This is a genomic window from Streptomyces sp. NPDC046862 (assembly GCF_040704615.1).
Lineage (GTDB): Bacteria > Actinomycetota > Actinomycetes > Streptomycetales > Streptomycetaceae > Streptomyces.
In genome coordinates, this window is record NZ_JBEYXP010000021.1 from 76,452 (window position 1) to 97,137 (window position 20,686).

Genomic DNA, 20,686 nt, shown 5'->3' on the forward strand with positions numbered 1-20,686 from the left:
GCGTACTCCTGGAGAGCGGGGAAAACCTGGAAAAACGTCAAGAGCAGGTCACCACTCTCACCCGCGCATACCGTGCCGGTCCAACAGGGGTTTCGGATGGCATTCAGCGTTTAGGCTTCTCAATCATGGAACTGCGTCACCTCCAGCATTTCGTCGCGGTCGCCGAGGAGCAGCACTTCACCCGGGCGGCCGAGCGGCTGATGGTGTCGCAGTCGGGGCTGTCGGCCTCGATCCGCGCGCTGGAGCGGGAGCTGCAGGCGCCGTTGTTCGTGCGGACCACACGCCGGGTCACGCTGACGGAGGCCGGGAAAGCCCTGCTCAGCGAGGCCGAGCGCATCCTCGCGCAGGTCCGTGCGGCCCACGATGCCGTGGCGGCGGTGCGGGGCGTGGTGCGCGGCACGCTGTCGCTGGGCACCGAGCAGTGCATCGCCGGGGTGTGCGTGGCCAAGCTGCTGGCCGCGTTCCGCCGTCGCCATCCGGACGTGGAGATCCGGCTGCGGCAGGCCGGCTCCGGCGCGCTGGCGGAGGAGGTCGCCGCCGGGCGTCTCGACCTGGCGTTCGCGGTCACGACCCGCGCCGACACCGCGCAGCTGCGCTGCATCCCGCTGGCCAGTGAGCCGATGACCGTGCTGTGCCACCCCACGCACCGGCTGGCGGGCGAGGGCGCCGTCACGCCGGAGGACCTCGGTGGCGAGGCCTTCGTCGACTTCCACCCCGACTGGGGCCCGCGCCGCACCACCGACGCGGCCTTCGCCGTGGCGGACGTGCGGCGGACGGTGACCCTGGAGGTCAATGACGTGCACAGCCTCCTCGACCTCGTCCAGGAGGGTCTCGGCATCGCCGTCGTCCCCCGGCACTTCAGCCACAAACGTGAGGCCTCGTCCCTCGCCGCGCTCCCCCTGAAGGGCACCGGGGAGACGTCGTACGACACCGTCGCGATGCTCCCGCCCCCGGAGGCCACCAGCCCGGCGGCCCGGGCGCTGATGCGGCTGCTGGACGACCCGGCGGTGGATTGCGGCTAGCGCGCGGACGGTGCCACGTACAGGTCGACCTGGTGGTACCGGTGCGCGGGCCAGGTGCGGGCGTACCCGGGTGGCGCCGAGCCCGGCCGGGTGAGCACGGCGAACGGGACGCGCCGGGCGGTGCGCAGGAGCTCGGCCTTGGTGGTGTTGGCGTTGTTGCCATGGGTGTGGGCCGAGGAGCACCCGGTGTAGAAGGCGATCGGGATGGCCAGGTGGCCGGTCAGCAGGCAGGGGGGCCGTACGCCGAGGCGGTGCAGTTCGCCGGCGGTGCGCGCCCAGTCGCGACGGCTCGTGTGGGTGCGGTCCACGGTGTGCGTGAGCACCGCGAGCTGGGCCGCCAGGTGGCCGGTCAGGCCGAGCGCCACCACTGTCACGACGATGGGCCGCCACCTCCCGCTCGGCGCCGTCACCAGGTGTGCCAGGGCGTCGGCCACCGGGATCGCGAGCAGGGCGTAGGCCGGGAGCAGGAAGCGTGGGGCCGCGTATCCGATCATGAACAGGTACGGGACGGCCGCCGTGGTGGCGCAGGCCACCGGGATCAGCGTGGGTGCCGCGCGCCGCGCCCGGACCGCGACCAGCGTTCCGAAGGCGGCGAACAGCGGGAGGGCGTACCACCAGGCGGCCACCGTGATGTGGGCCGGTGGTCCGGTGCACGGGCGGCAGAGGGTGCGGCCGTCCAGGCTGCGCGCCTGGTCGTCGACGGCGATGTTCCAGCCAAGTCCGCCCTGGATCCGGGAGGCGTCGGCCAGCCGCTGCGCCAGGCCGCCGTAGTCGGTGTACGCCTCGATCACCCAGGGCGCCGCGCCGGCGACGAGCCCCGCCACGAGGGCCGCCAGGAGCCGGGGGTGCCGGGCCCACACGGAGAGGGCCAGCAGCGGGAGGGTCACCCACGCCGCGTCGGTGGGCCGCATCAATGCCATCAGCGCCACGCTCACGCCGATGCCCCACGGCGCCCACCGGTCGGCGCGGTCGGCCCAGGCGCGCAGGAAGCAGCCGACGCCGGCCAGGGCGCCGATCGCCACCCAGTGGTTGGGCATGGCCTGCGGGCCGTAGTAGAGCGTCACCCACAGTGTGGCGAAGAGCGCGCCCCCGAGGGCCACCACCCGGGTCGGGAACAGCCCCCGCCAGGCACGCAGCGCCAGGAAAAGGCCCAGCCCCGACAGCAGCGTGAGGTAGGTGCGCAGGAGCGCGGTGGACGACGACCAGACGGCGACCGGTGCGACCAGCCATGAGACACCGCGCGCACGCGGTGCGCTGAAGTACGCCGCCGGCGCGTGCGAGCTGACCTGGCTGACGTACACCGTCTCGTCCCAGCCGAGGCCCATTCCCGGGCGTACGAGGGTGAGTTGGGCCAGCGTGTACGCCCCCGCGACCGCCAGGAACCAGCCGTCACCGCGCAGTCGCCAGGACCTCCGGGCGAGCGTGGACGCCCCGGGTCGTGGCGCGCCGACCAGCGTGGCGTTCGAGCTGTTGACCATCGCCCACCCTTCATCCCGAATCAGGGACAAGAGGAATTACATGGACAAAATTAGTCAAATCAGCACGCGTGTGTGCTCCCGAGGTGGTCCATACGGTGCAGCGCCCCGCAAACAGCGCGCCGAGCGGCGCCCGGGGCTGTGCCCGGGTGCCGCTCGGCGTGGGTGGGACGCGGTCCGGCCTACTGTCGGCGGTCGCCCACGGTGATTCCCTTCGTCCTCGCGCCGGTCCCGTTGTCGTAGACGACCCGGCCGGTGGACTTCTTCCAGATCTCGACGCGGAAGGTGTCCGGGCGGCCGTCGGTGGCCGTGATCCGGAAGCCGTAGCCGCTCGTGCCGTTGACCTTTCCTGAGCCCTGGTACACGGCCGTGGAACCGGTGACCACGAGCCAGTCCGAGCCGCTGGAGCGGAACTGCAGCTTGGCCTTCGGGAAGTCGAAGGTGGCGTGTCCTGAGGGCGCCTCGGCTCCCTTCTTGTAACGGGCGTCGAAGGAGAAGGCGGCGGTCCCCGTCAGCTCGGGCTTGGCCGGGTAGGCGCCGGCGGGCGAGGACAGGAAGCCGACGCCGAGGGCCGGACCGGCGGCCCGGTCGTACACGATCACCTCGGGGAGAACCGTGCTGTCCGAGGCGCCGTCGTCGTCGGTGACGGTGATCACCGGACGCCGGATGCCCACCGTGCTGTAGGTGTGCGCGGCCCCGCAGACGGAGCCCGTGACGCTTCCGGTCGCCGGCTCGGTGCCGTCCTTCCAGTCGACCGAGCAGGTGTGCGTGTCGTCGGCGCCCGGGTCGTCGAACTCGGCGGTGACCACCGTGCGCCTGCCGGCGGGCGACGGGGACTCGGGACCCGCGGCCGAGCCGATGACCGGTGCCGCGTTGTCCACGGTGACCTTGAGGGTGTCGCTGCTGCGGCCGCCGGTGAGGGTGACCGTGTAGGTGCCGTCGTCGGCGCAGGTGATCGTGGTCGGGACGGCCTGGGGGTCGGAGAAGGTGCAGGGTGCTCCGTCCTCGACCGTCCACTTCGGCCCGTCGGCCCCGGAGACGGTGCCGGTGAGGGCTATCGCGCTGCCCTCCTTGCCGTCGGCGTCCGGACCGGCGTGGACGACGGTGACCGGGTCGATGCCGCTGAGGGTGGGCTCCACGTCCTTGATCAGGCCGTCGGAGTCGAACTCCAGCTTGTCGATGGTGGTTTCGCGGTGGGTGCCGTCACCGCCCGGGATCGCGAAGCGGTGGTAGGCGATGTACCAGTCGTCGGTGTTCGGCACATGGACCACGGAGTGGTGACCCGTGCCCTTGATACCGAGGCCGAGGCGCTTGCTGAGGATCACCCCGCGCTTGGTCCACGGGCCGGTGGGCGAGGGGCCGGTGGCGTAGGCCACGCGGTAGTTCTCGTCCCGGGTGTCGTTCTCCGACCACATGAAGTAGTAGGTGCCCTTGCGCTTGATGACGAAGGATCCCTCGTTGTAGCCGCTCGGCGTGATGTCCCTGACCTTCGACGCGTCGAACGAGATCATGTCGTCGCCCAGCGGGACGACGTATCCGTGGCCGTTGCCGAAGTAGAGATACGACTGGCCGTCGTCGTCGGTGAACACCGCCGGGTCGATCATCTGGCCGGGGTACTGCCCGGCCTTGAGCAGTGGCTTGCCCAGGGGGTCCTTGAACGGGCCCGTGGGTGAGTCGGAGACCGCGACGCCGATGTTCGCGTCGGCCGAGAAGTAGAAGTAGTACTTCCCGTCCTTCTCCGCCATCGTCGGCGCCCAGGCCCGGCTGTCCGCCCAGGAGATGTCGGGGCCGAGGTCGAGGATGACGCCGTGGTCCTTCCAGTGGACCAGGTCCTTGGAGGAGTACGCCTTGAACTGCGTGCCGCTCCAGCCCTCGAAGCCGTCGGTGGTCGGGTACAGGTAGAAGGTGTCGCCGAACCGCACGATGTTCGGGTCGGCGTTGAGACCCGGCAGGACCGGGCTGCGCATCCGCTGTGCCTCGACCGTCCAGGTGCGCTTCTTGCCGTCCGAGCCCGTGACCGCGTACGTGACCGGCTTCGTGAAGTCGTGCACCGACCCGGAGGCGGGGCTGATGGCCGCGCCGTGGGCGAGCGTGAACTCGGGGGCGAGGGACGTGATGTCGGCGTCCTCGTTCAGCGGGAGGACGATCCTGCTGTCCTTGTCATCGACGATCGCGTCGACCTTGAGGTCGGGGTGGGTGGCCGAGGCGATTCCCGTGGTGTTGCCGCTGAGTTCCAGGACCTCGGCGGGCGACAGCGCCCGGTTGTAGATCCGGAAGTCGTCCACCTCACCCCCGAAGTACGGGTCGGCGGAGTACAGGGACCGTCCGATGTAGCCGGAGTAGCCCTTCGAAGGGTCGTACAGCTCGGACGGCTTGGTGGTCACCCCGGTCGCGCGGGCCACCTGGATGCCGTCCACGTAGAGGACCGCTGTCTGCGTAGCGCCGTTCAGGGTGACGGTGACGTGCTTCCACTCGCCGACGGGCAGCTGGGGGCCCGTCAGTTTCGACTCCGCCGACCAACTGGCCTTGGTGATGGCCGAGTAGAGGCTGGAACCGCCGTTGGAGGGGGTGGCGAACAAGTACTTGTCGCTGTCGGGCCCGAGCCCGAACAGCCACTGGAAGTTGTCCCCGCCCTTCCACTTGGCGTACGTCGAGACGGTGACGCTGTCGGCGTCCTTCAGCACGCCGTTCGGGATCCTGACGTACGGCGAGGTGGTGGAACTGCTCGATCCGCCGGACATCTTGAACGAGCCGTCCTTCACGCCGGTACCGAACTCGGGCGTGTGGACGTACGTGCCGTGGTAGCCGTGGCCGCTGGAGTCGCGGGCGATGCTGCCGCCGGTCTCGTCGAAGTCGTAGCGCAGGACGAGGTCGGCCGGTACGTCGGGACCTTCCTCGGAGACCGTGACCTCGGCGCGGACCGCGAGCGCGGCGCCGTCCGGCAGGCTGCCCTTCACAGTGAAGGTGCCGGCCTGCGCGTAGGCCGAGGGCGGGACCTCGTCCCAGGTGACGGAGACGGGCCGCTTCACGCCGTCCGCGTACTCGGCGATGACCGTGGCGGGCAGGACAGGGGCGTCACCGATGCGCGTCTCGACCTTGATGTCCTCGACGCTCTCCACCAGTTGATCCGGCTGGTAAGCGCGCAGCAGCCGGTCGTACTCGGCCTGTGTCACCGGGAGCACGGTGCCGTGGCGGGGCTTGGCGGGCAGGTCGTAGCCGGTGGACGGGGTCCAGTTGCCGGAGGCGAGGTCTGTCGTCTCGAAGGGGATGTAGCCGCGGCCGCCGAACTCGTCGAGGAACGCGTACCACTTGTCCTCGGTGTTGGACTTGAAGACCAGCGGCCCCTCGGCGGCGTTCATGGCGCCCTTGCCGATACCCTCCGCGACGGCGGTCCAGGAGGTGTCGAGCAGCGAGTCGCTCTTCTCCTCGAAGATGAACTTGCTGTTGGGGGTGGAGGAGGTGTTGTTCCGCTCGTCCTTCGACAGGCGGTAGTAGGTCCCGTCATGCTTGATCACCGTGGAGTCGATGACCGAGTAGCCGCGGTCGATCCAGACCTTGGGCTCGCTGAAGGTGTAGAAGTCGCGGGTGGTCGCGTACATCATGCGGTTGTACGTGTCGCCGGAGTGCTCCGGGTTGTCGTACAGCTTCGACGCCCAGAAGACGACGTACTCGCCGCGCTGCTCGTCGTAGAACGCCTCCGGCGCCCAGGTGTTGCCGGCGCTGTCGGGCGAGACCTTGACCAGGCGCTGGTTGGTCCAGTGGACGAGGTCGGTGGATTCCCAGACCATGATGGACTTGCTGCCGGTGCGCTGGGAGGCGTCCCAGTTGCCGTTGCCGTAGATCCTGAGGTCGGTGGCGATCTGGTAGAACTTGTCGCCCTCCGGGGAGCGGATGATGAACGGGTCGCGCAGGCCCTTCTCGCCGAGCGTGGAGGTCAGCACCGGCTTGCCGTCGTTCAACTCGCGCCACTTCAGCGGATCGTCGCCCTTGCTGAGGGCCGCGTAGAGCTGTTCGCCGTCCGCGGTGCCCTCGCCGGTGAAGTAGCTGAACATGTAGCCCTTGAGGGCTTCCTTCTTCGGCAGTTCGGGCACCTTGGCGGTGAAGTCGCGGGTCGCCTTCGCGTCGCCCTTGGTGACGGTGGCGGTCAGCTTCGCGGTGGTGTCGCCGTCGCCGTGTGCCGGGCGGTGGACGGTGCCGTCGGCGGACACGACGTCCGGCTCGGCGGAGGACCAGTCGACCTTCGTGCCGTAGGCGCCGCTCGTGGGCAGGGTGAGGTTGCCGCGGGCGTCGTCGAGGTTGTTGACGGTGAGTTCCCCGGCGGCCTTCTCGGTGGCGGTGGCGTCGTCGAAGTCCGGCAGAACCGTGACGTCGAAGGTCTTGGTGGCGGTCACGGTGCCCTTCTTCAGGGTCGCCGTGAGCGTGGCGTGGCCGTTCGGTTGACCGGCGGCGGGACGGGTGACCTTGCCGGTGGCGGAGACGACGTCGGGGTCGTCCGAGGACCAGGTGATCTTCGAGCCGCCCGCGGTGCCGGTGGTCGGGAGTGTGAGGTCGTCGGTGACGGCGCTGGTGTCGCCGAGGGTGAGGGCGGCCTTGTCGTCGGCGACGCCCTGGGTGTCGACCGGGAGGGCGATCTGCTCGACCTCCGGGGAGGCGAGTGCCCGGTCATAGACGCGGAAGTCGCGGACGCTGCCCTTGAAGAGCTTGTCGCCGGGATAGACGGACTTGCCGATGTAGTTGGCGGTGGTGGTGCCCGAGCCGATGCCGCCGGGGGTGATGGAGAGCGCCGTGTTGCGGGCCACCTCGACGCCGTCCTCGTACAGCACGCCCGTGCTGCCGGTCTGGGTGTAGGCGACGTGCTTCCAGACGGAGCGCGTGAGGTTCGGGGAGGTGGACGGCCTGGTGGTCTGTTCCGTCGACCAGTTGCCGGTGGCGATGGAGGTGCGGAAGCCGTCGCCGGTGGTGAAGAGGTAGCCGTTGCCCGCGGTGCCACTGGTGTTGCCGAAGCCGTAGATGAAGTACGGCGTGGCCTGCGTGGAGTCGATCCTCACGTCCATGGAGACGGTGATCGAGTCCAGGCCGCTCATGATGTTGTTCGGCACCTTGACGTAGGTGTCGGAGCCGTTGAAGGCGAGCCCTTCGCCGCTGCCCGACCAGCCCGCGGTGCCGTTCACGGTGCCGTCACGGCCGTTGCCCGAGGAGTCGGCTGCCACGCTGCCGGAGGAGGCGTCGAGCTTGTAGCGCAGGACCAGGCCGTCGGTGATGTCAGCGGTGTCCGCGGTGTCCGCCGCCTGCGCCACGGGAACGGCGGGGCCCGCCAGACCGAGGAAGAGCGAGGTGACGGCGAGTCCGGCGAGATGGCCCGCCCAGCGTCTCGCTCGGCGCGGTCGTGCGATGTTCGTCATGTGGGGTTTTCCCTGCTGAGGCGCGGCTGGACGAAGGCGGGGGCAGGCACGGCCGACAGCGGGACCCCTGCCGTGGGAGGCCCGCCGTTTCGTCGGTGTGACGTCGTGTTGCGAGAGTGTCAACTGGTGTACATGGGGGCGTCAAGAGTTTTCGAACCATGTCCGGCCTACCGAACAGATTGGTGTCGCCGCAGCAGGAGCCGGGGGCTCACCGCACCAACAACGCGCCCCGGCGGCCGTCGTGGCGCCCCTCGCCCCGCCGGGTCAGGCGGGGCAGCCGAGGCGGCCATCTGGTCAGCCCGTCAGCCCGTCAGCCCGTCAGCCGCTGAACAGTCTTGAGCACTTGGCCCGCGCCGTCCTCCGTCGCCATGCGCTGGGCGACGGTCGCGGCGGCCCGCGCGTACGTCTGCCGCTTCGTCACGTGGCCGAGGGCTTCGGCGAGCCGTTCCGCGGTGAGGGACACGAAGGGGATCGGGGCGGGTCCGGCGCCCAGCGCGGCGAGCCGTGCCGCCCAGAACGGCTGGTCAGCCGTCACCGGCACCGCGACCGCGGGCACTCCGGCCCGCAGGGCCGCGGCCGTGGTGCCCGCCCCCGCGTGGTGGACCACGGCGGCCAGCCTCGGAAACAGCAGTTGGTGCGGTACGTCGCCGATGGTGAGGACGTCGTCCCCGTCCGCCGCGAGCCCGGCGGTGCCGGACTGGAGGATGCCGCGCAGCCCGGCTCGCCGCAGTGCCCGTACGGCGATGTCGCTGAGCCGCTCTCCTCCACCGCCCGCCATGCTGCCGAAGCCGATGAGCACCGGCCGGGGCCCGGCCCGCAGGAAGTCCTCCAGGTCCGTGGGGAGTTGCTCGGCCGGGTCGAGGTGCGGCCACCAGGTGCCCACGACGTCCAGGCCGGTAGGCCAGTCGGAGGGGCGGGGAACGATCGCGGCACTGAAACCGTGCAGGACGGGCCAGTCGGACTGCTCCTGCCGGCGGCGCATCGCGGAGGCGGTGAGGGCAGGCAGGTCAAGGCGGCGGCGCAGGTCGGCGACGGCCTGCCCGTAGACCCGGTCGGCCATGCGGAGCGCGAAGCGTCCGGCCGTACGGTTGCCGAGGCGCCCGAAGGAGCGGGTTCCCATGACGACGGGCGGGAAGTCGCCGGTCGGTGCGGTGGGCTGGAGGTACGCCCCGAGAGCCGGGATCCCGGTGGCCTCGGTGACGTGCCAGCCGAGCGGGGCCGTCGTGGCGGACAACAGGAGCAGATCCGTGCCCTGGGCGACCGCGTCGGCGAAGCCCTGACCCAGCTCGGTGACGAAGCCGGCCGCGGTGCGCATGAGTTCGCGTCGGTCCGTGGCGCCTCCGTGGGCGCCTGGCCGGGCCGGCAGACTCCGGAACTCCAGACCGGCGTTGCGTACCAGCGGTGCGAAGGCTTCCGTCACGGCGAGGGAGACGTCGTATCCGGCCTGGCTCAGTTCGGCGCCCAGTCCGGTGTACGGGGCGACGTCGCCGCGTGAACCGGCGGCGGCGATCATGATCCTCATCGGTCCTCCACCGGGTCCGGGTGGGTGCGGCGGGAGGCGTTCGCGTGAACCGCCTTGCACAGATAGGGGGCGAGGCCCGGCCGTTGCTGCGAGGGCGGTACGACGAGGGCGAACGCACGCGGGTCGGCGACGAAGTCGTCCGCGATGCGGCGGTGCATGTCGGGCGGGCAGGTGGTGAACCACCGTGTGACGTAGCGGCGGTGTTCCTCGGCGAGGTCCATGGCCCGCTCGCCGTCGCTGGGTTCCCCGGCGTCGAAGACCGCCAGCAGGTCACCGCGCCAGGCGGCGGCCTCCGCCATGAGCTGCCGCCAGTCCTCCTTGGTGTGGGCGTCGGCGCGGGCCATCGCCTCGCGTTGCCCTGCCGACTCCGCCCACTTGAGCCGCGCCTCGGTGGCGTAGCTGAGGTCGAAGGTGATCTCGCCGAAGACGTCGAAGCGTTCCTGGGGCGTGAGGGACACTCCGGTCCGCTGGACCTCGATGGCTCGTTCCGCCACGTCGGCGAGGCGCTGCAGCCGCGCGATCTCCTCGCTCAACTCGCGCTGCCGGGCCCGGAGCTGCTCCAGCGCGTTCGCCTGCGGGTCCTTGAGGATGGCGGCGATCTCGTCGAGGGAGAAGCCGAGTTCGCGGTAGAAGAGGATCTGCTGGAGACGGGCAAGGTCGACGTCGCCGTACAGCCGGTAGCCCGCGTGGCTCCGACCGCTGGGCGACAGCAGTCCCGCCCTGTCGTAGTGGTGCAGCGTCTTCACGGTCACCCCGGCGAATGCCGCGACCTGCCCCACGGAGTAGCTCATGCGCCTGCCCTTTCGTCGGGGTACAGCCTCGTGCCTGACGTAAGGGGAGGGTCAACTCCGGGGGCGGGACGGCGTCCTGGGCGGCTGGACGCGCATCCGGGGAGGCGAGCCCCGGACACGCGTCCGGACACGGATCAGCAGATGCTCTGGCTGCTGTTGACCAGCCGGTTGTTGCGGAAGGTCGTGTTCTCGCCGCAAGGGCTCTCACGGATGGCCGAGTTGGTCACCGTCAGGTTCTGGACGGTGATGTCGCGGTTGTTCGGGAACTCCGACCGTGCCGCGAGCCGGATCTCCCCACCGCCGGACACGCTGCCGCTCTGGGCGGCGAGGTTCACGTTGTAGCAGTTCTCTATCAGGATGGCGTTGTTGCCGGTGTTCGTGAGGGTCACCCGGTCGACGACGGCGCCCCCGCTCTCGGAGACGCAGAAGACGCCTCGTCCGCCACCGCGCGCGACGACTTCGCCCACGCGGATGTTGGTGGGATAGGCGCTGCCCACGCGGCCGTTGCGGTTGGCCATGCGGAAGGCCGCGTAGCCGGTGCCGGCTCCCGCGCCGTCCGCGTCGACCTTGGTGACGGTGGCGTTGATGGTCTGGTTGAGCAGCAGGCCGGACTCGCCGACGTTGCGGGCGGTGACGGTGCCGATGGTGATGCCGTCGACGCCGTACGTCTCGACCGCGTGGCTGCTCGCGCCGGAGACGTACACGTTGTCGATCCGGACGTTGCGCGTCCACTGGCTGGTGTCGCCGCGGTTGTCGATGCGGACGCCGAGACCGCGCGAGAGCCGCATGTCGATCTGGCCCAGGACGACGTTCTGGACGTTGCGCATGAAGACGCCGTAGAGCGGGGTGCCGGTCAGGTTCAGGTGCTGGACCTCGATGTCCCGGGCACCGCGTGCGTAGACCGGTGCCTGGTCGCCGGAGCCCGAACCGGTGACGTTGATCGTGCCGCACACGTCGAGCACGGTGTAGCTGGGCAGGGAGACCCGGGAGCCGGCGGCGATCGAGCCCGAGCCGCGGACGACGACCCGTTCCTTCGAAGTCCGGCCCGAGGTCAGGCTGTTGACGGCCGCCTGCATCGCGGCGCGCATGTCGCCGCCGGTGTACACGACACTGCTGCCGCGCCGGGCGGTCCAGGTGCTGCCGCTCAGCACGGCCTCCGCCTGGTAGGAGCCGTCACCGCACGCGGCGATCGCCTCCCTCGGGGCCGAGGCGGCGACCGGTTCCGGATGGGCGGGGGCTGTTTCCGGTGCCGCGTTCGCGGGAGCCGTCATCACGGCGGCACCGGTGAGCAGGGCGGTGGCGCAGGCGGCGACTGCTGGCGCGCGCTTCGTACGGGTACGGCGCGTCGTACGGGTACGGCGGTCCGGGGCGGCCTCGTCGGTGAGGTGAGCTGCGGCTCTGCGTCCCATCTCGTCTTCTCCTATGGGGGGCGATGCGCTTGCTGCCCTGTGCGTTCCTCGACGCTGTCGAAATCCGTTCGACTGAATCGATTCATGCGGCGGCCGTACCTGACCTGCGGCAACCCGGCTCCGCGGGCCCCAGGACGTACGGCGACGAGACAGCAAGCGATTTCTGTGGGGGCGGTGAGTGTGACAACGGCCTTGTGGGGGCGTCAAGGTGCGGGTCGTATGTGGCTGGTCGCGCAGTTCCCCGTGCCCCGAGCCGTTCGGGGCGCGGGGAACTGCGCGAGCAACCACGACGGCCCCGCAGCCGATCACGGACGGAACCCGGCAGACGAGACCGCATCGCGGCAGCCGTCACGCAGTCCGCGCACCGCTCGTCAGCCGCCTCCCCAGCCTCCCCAGCCTCCGCCACCCTGCCCGTAGCCATAGCCGCCGTAGCCCCCGTAGCCCCCGTAGCCGCCGTAGCCGCCGTAGCCCCCGTAGCCCCCGTAGCCCCCGTAGCCCCCGTAGCCCCCGTAGCCACCATCGCCGTAGTAGCCGTATCCATTGGGCCAGCAGGAGGAGGGCGGGCACGGGTTCGACGTCGGGTACGGCGGATACGGCTCGGAGGGCGCCGGGTTCTGGGTGGAGGACGACGCGGAGGGGCGGGGCTTCGGTGGGGGTGTCGGGGCGGGCGGAGGAACGGGCCGGGCCGGCTTCGGGGCCGCCGTCGAGGCGTCCGTCATCCGGGAGACCGACTCGATCTGCAGGGACTCGACCGAGTTGTCGAAGGTCCACCGCTGTGAGGCGTCGTCATCCGTGCGCTCCTTGAGGACCAGGACGGCGCCCTCCTCGGCGGAGGCCGGCGCCAGCGCGCGCCCCAGACCGCTCCGTGGCAGCAGGTTGCCGTCGAGGGTGAGGTCGTAACGGACGCGTCCCTGCCGGGTGGGGTCCTCGCAGGAGCCGAGCCGGGCGGGGAGCCCGAGGCGGGAGTCGAGGCACAGTTCGGTGTCCGCCAGACTCCGCAGCGAACCACCCGTCTCGTACGACCACTGCTGGCGCACCGACGACGTGCACATGGTGAGCACGACCTCCGTGCCCGCCGTCGGTCCCGTACCGTCGATGCCTGCGCAGAGACCGTTGCCCATGTTTCGCAGGCGGCCCTCCAGCGGGCCGCTCACCATGCCGCCCGCCCCGACGGCGGACGCGCCCGGTGTCCTCTCGGTGGAACTCGCCATGCCGGAGGGAGCATGGGCCACGGGGTCGCTCCCGCCTCCCGACGTCAGGGCCAGCGGAACCAGCACGCATCCGCTCACCACCAGGATCGCCAGGGCCACCCGTCGGCGCCGGACGAGGCGCCAAGGCCCGGCACCGTGCAGCACGTCGTCCGCCAGAGAGCGCAGGACGCCCCGGCGACGGAGGCCGGTGCGCACCGCGTGGCGAGGACCGGACGACGCGGCCGGCCGCCCGGCTCGCCCGGCCGGGTACCCGTCGCCCCGCCCGCCCTGCCCGGCTCGCCCGGCTCGCCCGGCTCGCTCAGCCGGAAGGTACCCGTCACCCCACCCCGCCGAACGAGCCGGAAGACGCGGGACACCGCCGTCCGTGTCCGCCGCCTCGGTGGGTCCTTCAGAGGCGCCACCCGCCGCCGGTGCCCCGCTCCCGGCCGTCCATGACTCCGCGCCCGCCACCGTCGTCGTTCCCGCCGCTCGTCCCGGCCGCGAGTCGAGATAGGCCCGCGCGCCCCAGCCCAGAACGGCCTCGGCCAGCAGGACGGCCAGGCGGGCGCCCGAGTGGTCCAACTGGTCGGCGCTGTGACGGCAGTGCGGGCAGTGCGCCAGGTGCTGCCGCAGGTCGGGGTCGAGTCCCAGGTCACCGCGGCGGAGCGACACGTCCAGCAGACGGCTGAAGCGACGGCACTCCTCGTCGGGGGCGGTCTCACGGTGTGCGCGCATGCAGGCGTCACGCAGCAGCGCCCGCGCCTGGGTCGCCTTCACTGCGGCGTCCTCGGGGGTGATCCCGAGGAGCGCGGCAGCTACGGCGAGGTCCTCCGCCTCGACCTCGGCGTGCCACAGGATGCAGCGGGCGCGTTCCGGGAGCTCGTGGAAGGCACGGGAGACGAGTTTCCTGTCGTCGGCGGGGAGGAGCCTTGCCGTTGCGCGGTCCGTGGCCGAGGGATCGGTCCTCAGGGCCGGGTGGAGCATCGCCCGGCGTCTGTCCGTGTCCCATTCCCCCGCTGTACGGCGCACCGTGACCAGCAGATGCGGCCGCCAGGCGGCTGTCGGGCCCGATTGCCGCTGCGCTTCTCCGAATACACGTGTAAAGGCCGCAGTCGCGAGCATCCCCGCATGCTGGGCGTCGCTGGTGCACAGAGTCGCGTAGGAGAAGACGGCCACCCAGTGCCGGGCCAGCAGTTCCCCGACGGGCCGGCGCGCGGGCCGCCGACCGGAATACCGTTTCAGTTCGGCTGCCAGCTCTTCGTCCATCACGCCGAACGGACGGGCAAGTCGCGGGGAATTCAAAAGGGGGGCGTCACTCACGTCCAATGTCCTCCAGGCTGTGCCGCGTACAGCACGAGGTCACCCCCTGCCTGCACACCGACAGGCGTCACCCTTGCACAGAGCGTGGTCCCGCAACAAGGGATCTCACGCCTCTCCATTCCGAAGCCCCGTAAGGGCGCTGCCTGTTCGCGCGGCCCAAGAAGAGGAGAATTCAAGGAGATTTGATGACTGTGACGCTGAGTTACCTGAAGTAAGTACCGTTTTGAAGCGGTGAATAGCCACCCACTCGGAACGGAATCGACGGTTCAGCCCAAAGGAGACCGGCCGGAAAAGAAACGCATCCGTGACTTCGGAGGCGAACTCGCCCCTCGTGCGGGAGCCTGGATGTCATGCACTCCAAAGACCTTCTGGCCGACGCGTTCGGCCGCATCAGTGAAGAGGTCCACGCCGTAGTCGAGGGCCTCTCTCCCGACGACCTCAACGCCCCGCCCCAGGACGGCGCCAATTCCATTTCCTGGCTGGTCTGGCATCTCACACGCATCCAGGACGACCACGTGGCGGGCGTGGCCGGTCAGGAGCAGGTGTGGCTGGCGGACGGCTGGGCGGACCGCTTCGGTCTGGGGCTGCCCGCCCATGACACCGGATACGGGCACACGTCCAAGAAGGTCGCCCGGGTGCAGGTGGACTCGGGCGACCTTCTGCTCGGCTACCACGACGCGGTGCACGAGCGCACGCTGGCCTTCGTGGCCGAACTCCACGACAAGGACCTCGACCGGATCGTCGACGAGAGCTGGACCCCCGCCGTCACACTCGGTGTCCGGCTGATCAGCGTCCTGGGCGACGACCTCCAGCATGTCGGGCAGGCCGCGTACGTACGAGGGCTGCTTCAGCGCGCGGACGCGTAACCGGGCAGCACCACGTCCCGGATGAGGGCGCTCCGCTCGTCGAACGGGATGAAGGCGCTCTTGAGGGCGTTCACGGTCACCGTGCGCAGGTCGTCCAGCGTCCAGCCCGCCTCCTCGACCAGCAGGCTCATCTCGCGGGTCATGGTCGTGCCCGACACCAGACGGTTGTCGGTGTTGAGGGTGACACGGAAGCCCAGGTCCTTCAGGGCCGTGATCGGGTGCTCCGCGATGGAGTCGGCCGCGCCCGTCTGGAGGTTGGAGGTGGGGCACATCTCCAGGGCGACACGGCGGTCGCGCACCCAGCCCGCGAGGCGGCCGAGCTTGCCGTCGACGATGTCGTCGGTGATGCGGACACCGTGCCCGACGCGCTGGGCGCCGCACACCTGGAGGGCCTGGTGGATGCTGGGCAACCCGTGGGCCTCACCGGCGTGGATCGTGAACGGGACGTTCTCGCCGCGCAGATACTCGAAGGCCGCCAGGTGGTCGGCGGGCGGGAACCCGTCCTCGGCACCGGCGATGTCGAAGCCGACGACGCCCGCGTCCCGGAACGCCACCGCCAGGTCGGCGACCTCACGGCTGCGGTCGAACATGCGCATCCCGCAGAGCAGGGTGCCGACGCGCACCGCGGTGCCCGCGGCCGCTGCCTTCACCATGCCCGCGGCCAGGCCCTCCTGCACGGCCTCCACGACCTCGGGGAGGGTCAGGCCGCCCTTCACCATCAGCTCGGGCGCGTAGCGGACTTCGCCGTACACGACACCGTCCTCGGCGAGGTCGAGCACGTACTCCTCGGCGGTGCGCAGCAGGCCCTCACGGGTCTGCATCACGGCGAGAGTGTGCTCGAAGGTGCCGATGTAGCGGACCAGGTCGCCGGAGCCGGCGGCCTCGACGTACCAGGCGGCCAGAGTCTCCGGGTCGGTCGTGGGCAGGGAGTGTCCGACCGCGTCGGCGAGTTCCACAAGGGTGGCCGGGCGCAGACCACCGTCGAGGTGGTCGTGCAGCACGGCCTTGGGAAGGCGGCGGACGGTGGCGGTGTCGATGCGGGTCGCGGTCATGCGTGTGGTTCCTCGGCGGGTGGTTCCCGGGCAGGGGGATCGGGTTGGTCAGGGATCGGGACCGTGGTCGAAGTACGGCGGGATCGGCTAGCTGGACGGCTGGAGCAGGTCCCAGAGGTTGCCGTACAGGTCCTGGAAGACGGCCACGGTGCCGTAGGGCTCGTGCCGCGGCTCCTCCAGGAACCGCACGCCCGCGGCGCTCATGCGCGCGTGGTCGCGGGCGAAGTCGTCGGTGTGCAGGAAGAAGCCCACGCGTCCGCCGGTCTGGTCGCCGACCCGGCCCCGCTGTGCCTCGTCCTTGGCCCGGGCCAGCAGCAGTCCGCTGCCGTGCCCGCCTTCCGTACCCGGCGCGACGACGACCCACCTCGATCCGTCGGGCCGGGGCGCGTCCTCGACGAGCCGGAACCCGAGCGCCTCCGTGTAGAAGCCGATCGCCTCGTCGTAGTCGTCGACGACGAGGGTGATCAGGGCGATACGTCTCATGGGCCTCTCGCTCACGTGGTGGTGGTGGGTGCTGGGAAGTTATACGTAACACGACGAGTACGGCAACTGGGAGGCGCCCCCACTCGGTCCCGGGACGGCGATCTGGGTTCCCGGAGAGCACCCCTGGGGCGCCAGGAGTTGTTTTCGCCCCCGCCGCCCCTACCCGTCCCATCCCCAGGGGCGCTGCCCCTTCGCCCCCGACCAAGCGGGCTGCGCCCCCTTGAACCCCCGCCCTTTCCGGGCTCCGCCCCGGACCCCGGTTCGGGGGCCGACCCCCGGGCCCCCCCGCTCCTCAAACGCCGGAGGGGCTGAATGGTGCGGGGAACCGCACGGCCTTTAGGGGCGCGGGGAACTGCGCGACCAGCCCCCACCAGGATGGGACGGGTAGCGGCGGCGGGGGCGGAACCCTGGCGCCCTCAGCAGCAGCCAACGCCTCACGAGCGGCATGAACTGCCGCCCCGTCGGCATCTGATGCGGGACGGCATCCGGGTGGTACGAGGGATTCGGCGGACGACCCGGCCCCCTCCGGCGTGTGAGGACTCAACCGGCCTTCTGCCGCAGCAGCCCGTTCAGCTGGGCGACCTCCTCGTCCGTGAGGCGGAGCGCTCCCGCGGCCACGTTCTGCACCAGGTGGTCCGGATCTCCCGTGCCGGGGATGGCGAGGACATGGGGACCCTGGTGGAGGGTCCAGGCCAGCCGGACCTGGGCCTCGGTCGCGTCATGGGCGCGGGCGATCGCGCGCACCTCGTCGTCGTGCGTGCCGTCCGGGCCGCGTGAGCCGCCGTCGCCGGCGATCGCGAAGAACGGCACGAACGCGATGCCTCGCTCGCCGCACAGCCGCAGGACCTCGTCGGACCCGGCGGCGGAAGAACCGAGTCCGTACTTGTTCTGCACGCACACCACCGGGGCGATGGCCTGTGCCTCGGCGAGGTGCCGGGGCTCGACGTCGGAGACCCCCAGGTGCCGTATCAGGCCGGCCTCCCGCAGTTCGGCGAGGGCGCCGAAGTGCTCGGCGATGGAGTCCTGCCGCATCCGCCGCAGGTTCACCACGTCGAGGTGGTTGCGGCCCAACTGTCGCAGGTTCTCCTCGACTTGGCCGCGCAGCTGGTCGGGGCGGGCCGCGGTGCCCCACTCCCCCGAGTACTCGCGGTGCGGGCCGACCTTGGTGACGATGACGAGATCGTCCGGGTAGGGGGTGAGGGCGCTGTTGATCAGTTCGTTGGCGGAGCGCAGGGACGAGAAGTAGAAGGCGGCCGTGTCGATGTGGTTGACGCCGAGGTCGATCGCCTGCCGCAGCACGGCGATCGACCGGTCACGCTCGCGCGGCTTCCCGTGGTGGAAGGCGGCGCTGCCGGTCAGCCGCATCGCTCCGAATCCGAGGCGGTTGACGGGCAGGTCGCCGAGTGTCCAGGTGCCCGCGGCCCGCGCGGTGGTCGTCTGCGAGGTCATCGTCGGAGTCTCACACGGGCCGCGGGCGTCTTCTCGTCCGTTTTACGGATACGTGTACGCCTCCATGTGCGGGCCTTACGGATACGTGTACGCGTTCAGGGCCGTCACCGCCGAGGCCGGGTTGCCCAGGTTGTAGTGGTCGACGGCGAGGAAGTTGGGCTTCTTGCGGGCGGCGGGGCGGCAGAACCGCTGGGCCCGGTCGGTGAGTTTGGTGTTGTCCGTGGTCGCCGTGGAGGTGACCGCGACGTCGCGGAAGTGGTTCATGACGAACAGCGGCCGGAAGCCGGACTCGGTGCGGGTGAGCGGAATGTTGGTGCCCGCGTCGTACCAGCGGCTGTAGCAGGACCAGTCGGAGGAGCCCACGCCCGAGCCCATGGACCAGTAGTTCTCGACCGTCCACTCGCGCTGGTACATCACGCCGAAGGTGTCCCGGGTGAGTCCGGCGGACTGGTCGGCGGAGCGGCTGTGGTCGGTGAAGATCAGCAGCCGGTCGTTCGCGGCGATCAGGTCGGCCAGCTTCGGCCAGCCGTTCTGCCGTACGCCGGTCTGGTCGGGCCGGTAGAGCACGTCCGACAGGCCGCTGACGCGGGCGAGTTCGCTGCGCAGGACGCCCGGATCGACGTAGTCCTCCAGGAAGACGGTGACGATTTCGTTCGGGTTCTGCTTGAGGAAGTCCACCATGCGCTGGATGTCGACCCACAGGGCGACCGGGTTGCTGACGAGGGTGCAGCTGTTGTGGCACAGGATGGCGCCGTCGGAGGTCTGGTGAGCGTCCAGCATGAACCCTCGTACCCCGTCCGCGAGTTGCTGGTTGATGCCGCGGGACTGGTTCGGCGCCAGGTTCACGAAGGGCGGGGCGAAGCCGCCGTCGACGCCGTTGGCGTAGGCGTTGTGGGAGGTGAGGAACGTGACCTGGTCCAGGGTGCGCTCGTTGGCGGGCGGCATGGGGCGGGTCGTCGGGGTGACCGGGGTGAGGTACCAGGCGGCGAGGCCGCCGGCCGAGCCGATGGCGAGCCCGGCGGGGTAGTTGGAGCCGGACGGCTTGGTACCGACGGTCAGGTAGCGCTCCGTGCCCGGGACCCTCAGGCGGTACTGGTCGGAGCCGAGTTCCGTGATCTCCCAGGCGGCGTCGGCGCTCGCGCAGGCGACGGTGCGCGCCTGGTCTCCGGAGCGGCCGAGGCAGCTGCCGGCGGTGTCGGTGCTCTCCAGGACGTAGGAGGATCCGTTGGCCCTGAGCGTCCACTGCTGGTGGTCCTCGTTGCCCTTGGGCCTGTGCTGCTCCACCGCTCCCCCGTTGTCGGCGGCGTTGAGTCCGGTGGTGGCGCTCTGCACGTAGTAGGCGCCGGTGGCTGGTACCGCCGCGGAGGCGGGGGGCGAGGGGGCGACGACCGCCGCGGCGAGCGCGGCGGTCGCGGTGAGCAGGGCGGTGCGGGGGGGTGGCATCTCGGTGCCCTTCATCGGGTCGGCCGGTCGACGATCAGGTGCATGACATCATGGGGCACCGAGCGCCATCAGCAGTAGAGGTTGCCGCCCGGTGAAGTCCCGAGGATCCCTGTGAACCGCTGGTAGTTGTTCACGCGGCTCTGCACCTGCGCGGGGTTCTTGCCGTCGCACTCCAGCGAACCGTTGATGCTGCGGATCGTCTGGCCGAAGCCCGCGCCGTTCACCATCGCGTTGTGGCCGGTCATCGTGCCGGGTCCGGTCTGTGTGTTCCAGTACCAGAGGGCGGTCTTCCAGGCGACGGCCGCGTCGTTCTGCACGAGCCACGGGTTGTTCAGGAGGTCGATGCCGAGCGCGTCGCCCGCGGCCTTGTAGTTGAAGTTCCAGCTGAGCTGGATGGGGCCGCGCCCGTAGTAGGCGGCCTGGCCCGCGGGGCAGCCGTACGGCCTGTTCCAGTCGCAGTAGGTCGGGTAGTTGGCGGTGTTCTCCTCCACGATGTGCACCAGCCCGCCGGTCTCGTGGCTGACGTTGGCGAGGAAGGCGGCGGCCTCCTGCTTCTTGACGGTGTCACTTCCGGTGTTGGCGAAGGCCGGGTAGGCGCTCATGGCCGCCCTCAGGCCGCTGTACGTGTAGAAGGAGTTCCGGTTCGGGAACATCTGGTTGAACTGGGCCTCACTGACGACGAATCCGGAGGGGTTCGACGGCCCGCTGTCGCAGGCGTACGGCTCCCAGTACCAGGTGCTGATCGTGGGGTCGTACCCCGGATTGTCGTGCTCGGCGATGTACGCCTTGCCGTCGGTGTAGCGAACGATGTTGCCGGTGACGTACGACCGGCCGGCCACCCAGCTCGGGTAGCTCGAACAAGGCGCGGCGGACGCGCTCTGGGCGGGCAGCAGGACGGGAGCGGCGGTTCCGACGATGAGCGCGGTCAGGACCGCGGAGATGCGGCGTCTCGACACGGAATCAACTCCTTTGCGGAACACGGCCGCGCCCGTTTCGAGGGCAGGCTGGAGCAGGGCCTCGTGCACACGCGCCGGCGAGCCGGTCACGGCGTGGGGGCGGCCGTGGTGGGGGGTTGTGGTCGCACACTCAACCGCTTTGGTCTGTACCAGTCAAGGGTGTAGACCAGTCAAGGGTGGGGATCAGTCATCGGTGGTGCGCGCGGGACGGCCACGGGGTCGGGCTGGACGTAGGTCGGCTCGGGGCATCCGTCGACGTGCGACACGCCCCCTGATCGGCACCACGCGCCACGGCACCGGGAGAAT

13 protein-coding genes are annotated in these 20,686 nt (G+C 70.5%); 2 read left to right on the forward strand and 11 right to left on the reverse strand.

All coding sequences use genetic code 11. The annotated features are described in order from the left end of the window. The first annotated feature begins 125 nt into the window (after positions 1–125). Positions 126–1,022 carry a LysR family transcriptional regulator gene (locus tag AB0959_RS23750; protein WP_366828482.1) on the forward strand — a complete coding sequence of 299 codons (897 nt, stop codon included), beginning with the start codon at positions 126–128 and terminating at the stop codon, positions 1,020–1,022. On the opposite strand, the gene AB0959_RS23755 is transcribed toward AB0959_RS23750, so the two are convergent. From AB0959_RS23755 to AB0959_RS23780, 6 genes are all read right to left on the reverse strand, one after another. Then, positions 1,019–2,500, reverse strand: coding sequence for a hypothetical protein (locus AB0959_RS23755; protein ID WP_366828483.1), 1,482 nt, complete (start codon positions 2,498–2,500; stop codon positions 1,019–1,021). The genes AB0959_RS23750 and AB0959_RS23755 overlap by 4 nt on opposite strands. Positions 2,501–2,679: 179 nt before the next feature. Then, positions 2,680–7,899 carry a family 43 glycosylhydrolase gene (locus AB0959_RS23760; protein WP_366828484.1) on the reverse strand — a complete coding sequence of 1,740 codons (5,220 nt, stop codon included), beginning with the start codon at positions 7,897–7,899 and terminating at the stop codon, positions 2,680–2,682. A 310-nt stretch (positions 7,900–8,209) separates the two neighbouring features. Further along, positions 8,210–9,421: a glycosyltransferase gene (locus tag AB0959_RS23765; RefSeq protein WP_366828485.1), complete on the reverse strand. Its 1,212-nt coding sequence runs from the start codon at positions 9,419–9,421 to the stop codon at positions 8,210–8,212. Then, on the reverse strand, positions 9,418–10,212 hold the full coding sequence (locus tag AB0959_RS23770; protein ID WP_366828486.1) for a MerR family transcriptional regulator: 795 nt from the start codon (positions 10,210–10,212) through the stop codon (positions 9,418–9,420). Before AB0959_RS23770 ends, AB0959_RS23765 begins: the two co-directional genes overlap by 4 nt. Positions 10,213–10,346: 134 nt before the next feature. Beyond that, positions 10,347–11,621, reverse strand: a complete 1,275-nt coding sequence (locus AB0959_RS23775; protein WP_366828487.1) for a hypothetical protein — start codon at positions 11,619–11,621, stop codon at positions 10,347–10,349. Between the two features lie 371 nt (positions 11,622–11,992). Then, positions 11,993–14,077, reverse strand: coding sequence for a ricin-type beta-trefoil lectin domain protein (locus AB0959_RS23780; protein ID WP_366828488.1), 2,085 nt, complete (start codon positions 14,075–14,077; stop codon positions 11,993–11,995). Positions 14,078–14,481: 404 nt separating this feature from the next. Here AB0959_RS23780 and AB0959_RS23785 point away from each other — a divergent pair, with 404 nt between their 5' ends. Next, the gene (locus AB0959_RS23785) at positions 14,482–14,997 is read left to right on the forward strand and encodes a DinB family protein (RefSeq protein WP_366828489.1); all 516 of its coding nucleotides are present in this window, start codon (positions 14,482–14,484) and stop codon (positions 14,995–14,997) included. On the opposite strand, the gene AB0959_RS23790 is transcribed toward AB0959_RS23785, so the two are convergent. The 5 genes from AB0959_RS23790 to AB0959_RS23810 all read right to left on the reverse strand — a co-directional run bounded on the left by AB0959_RS23790 (position 14,979) and on the right by AB0959_RS23810 (position 20,380). After that, entirely contained in the window at positions 14,979–16,049 is a 1,071-nt protein-coding gene (locus tag AB0959_RS23790) for an adenosine deaminase (protein ID WP_366828490.1), read from the reverse strand. The two genes, AB0959_RS23785 and AB0959_RS23790, sit on opposite strands and share 19 nt — an antisense overlap. Positions 16,050–16,136: 87 nt before the next feature. Continuing rightward, on the reverse strand, positions 16,137–16,532 hold the full coding sequence (locus AB0959_RS23795; protein WP_366828491.1) for a VOC family protein: 396 nt from the start codon (positions 16,530–16,532) through the stop codon (positions 16,137–16,139). 540 nt (positions 16,533–17,072) lie between these two features. Next, a complete protein-coding gene (locus AB0959_RS23800; RefSeq protein WP_366828492.1) occupies positions 17,073–17,981 on the reverse strand; it encodes an oxidoreductase in 909 nt (302 codons plus the stop codon). 75 nt (positions 17,982–18,056) lie between these two features. After that, positions 18,057–19,424: a phospholipase gene (locus AB0959_RS23805; RefSeq protein WP_366828493.1), complete on the reverse strand. Its 1,368-nt coding sequence runs from the start codon at positions 19,422–19,424 to the stop codon at positions 18,057–18,059. Positions 19,425–19,492: 68 nt separating this feature from the next. Next, a complete protein-coding gene (locus tag AB0959_RS23810) occupies positions 19,493–20,380 on the reverse strand; it encodes a glycoside hydrolase family 19 protein (RefSeq protein WP_366828494.1) in 888 nt (295 codons plus the stop codon). Positions 20,381–20,686: the final 306 nt, after the last annotated feature.

What these genes read in the sequence shown, in the direction of transcription:
- AB0959_RS23750 (WP_366828482.1), top strand. Translation starts at nt 126, where the DNA reads ATGGAACTGCGTCACCTCCAGCATTTCGTCGCGGTCGCCGAGGAGCAG.
- AB0959_RS23755 (WP_366828483.1), bottom strand. Translation starts at nt 2,500, where the DNA reads ATGGTCAACAGCTCGAACGCCACGCTGGTCGGCGCGCCACGACCCGGG.
- AB0959_RS23760 (WP_366828484.1), bottom strand. Translation starts at nt 7,899, where the DNA reads ATGACGAACATCGCACGACCGCGCCGAGCGAGACGCTGGGCGGGCCAT.
- AB0959_RS23765 (WP_366828485.1), bottom strand. Translation starts at nt 9,421, where the DNA reads ATGAGGATCATGATCGCCGCCGCCGGTTCACGCGGCGACGTCGCCCCG.
- AB0959_RS23770 (WP_366828486.1), bottom strand. Translation starts at nt 10,212, where the DNA reads ATGAGCTACTCCGTGGGGCAGGTCGCGGCATTCGCCGGGGTGACCGTG.
- AB0959_RS23775 (WP_366828487.1), bottom strand. Translation starts at nt 11,621, where the DNA reads ATGGGACGCAGAGCCGCAGCTCACCTCACCGACGAGGCCGCCCCGGAC.
- AB0959_RS23780 (WP_366828488.1), bottom strand. Translation starts at nt 14,077, where the DNA reads ATGGACGAAGAGCTGGCAGCCGAACTGAAACGGTATTCCGGTCGGCGG.
- AB0959_RS23785 (WP_366828489.1), top strand. Translation starts at nt 14,482, where the DNA reads ATGCACTCCAAAGACCTTCTGGCCGACGCGTTCGGCCGCATCAGTGAA.
- AB0959_RS23790 (WP_366828490.1), bottom strand. Translation starts at nt 16,049, where the DNA reads ATGACCGCGACCCGCATCGACACCGCCACCGTCCGCCGCCTTCCCAAG.
- AB0959_RS23795 (WP_366828491.1), bottom strand. Translation starts at nt 16,532, where the DNA reads ATGAGACGTATCGCCCTGATCACCCTCGTCGTCGACGACTACGACGAG.
- AB0959_RS23800 (WP_366828492.1), bottom strand. Translation starts at nt 17,981, where the DNA reads ATGACCTCGCAGACGACCACCGCGCGGGCCGCGGGCACCTGGACACTC.
- AB0959_RS23805 (WP_366828493.1), bottom strand. Translation starts at nt 19,424, where the DNA reads ATGCCACCCCCCCGCACCGCCCTGCTCACCGCGACCGCCGCGCTCGCC.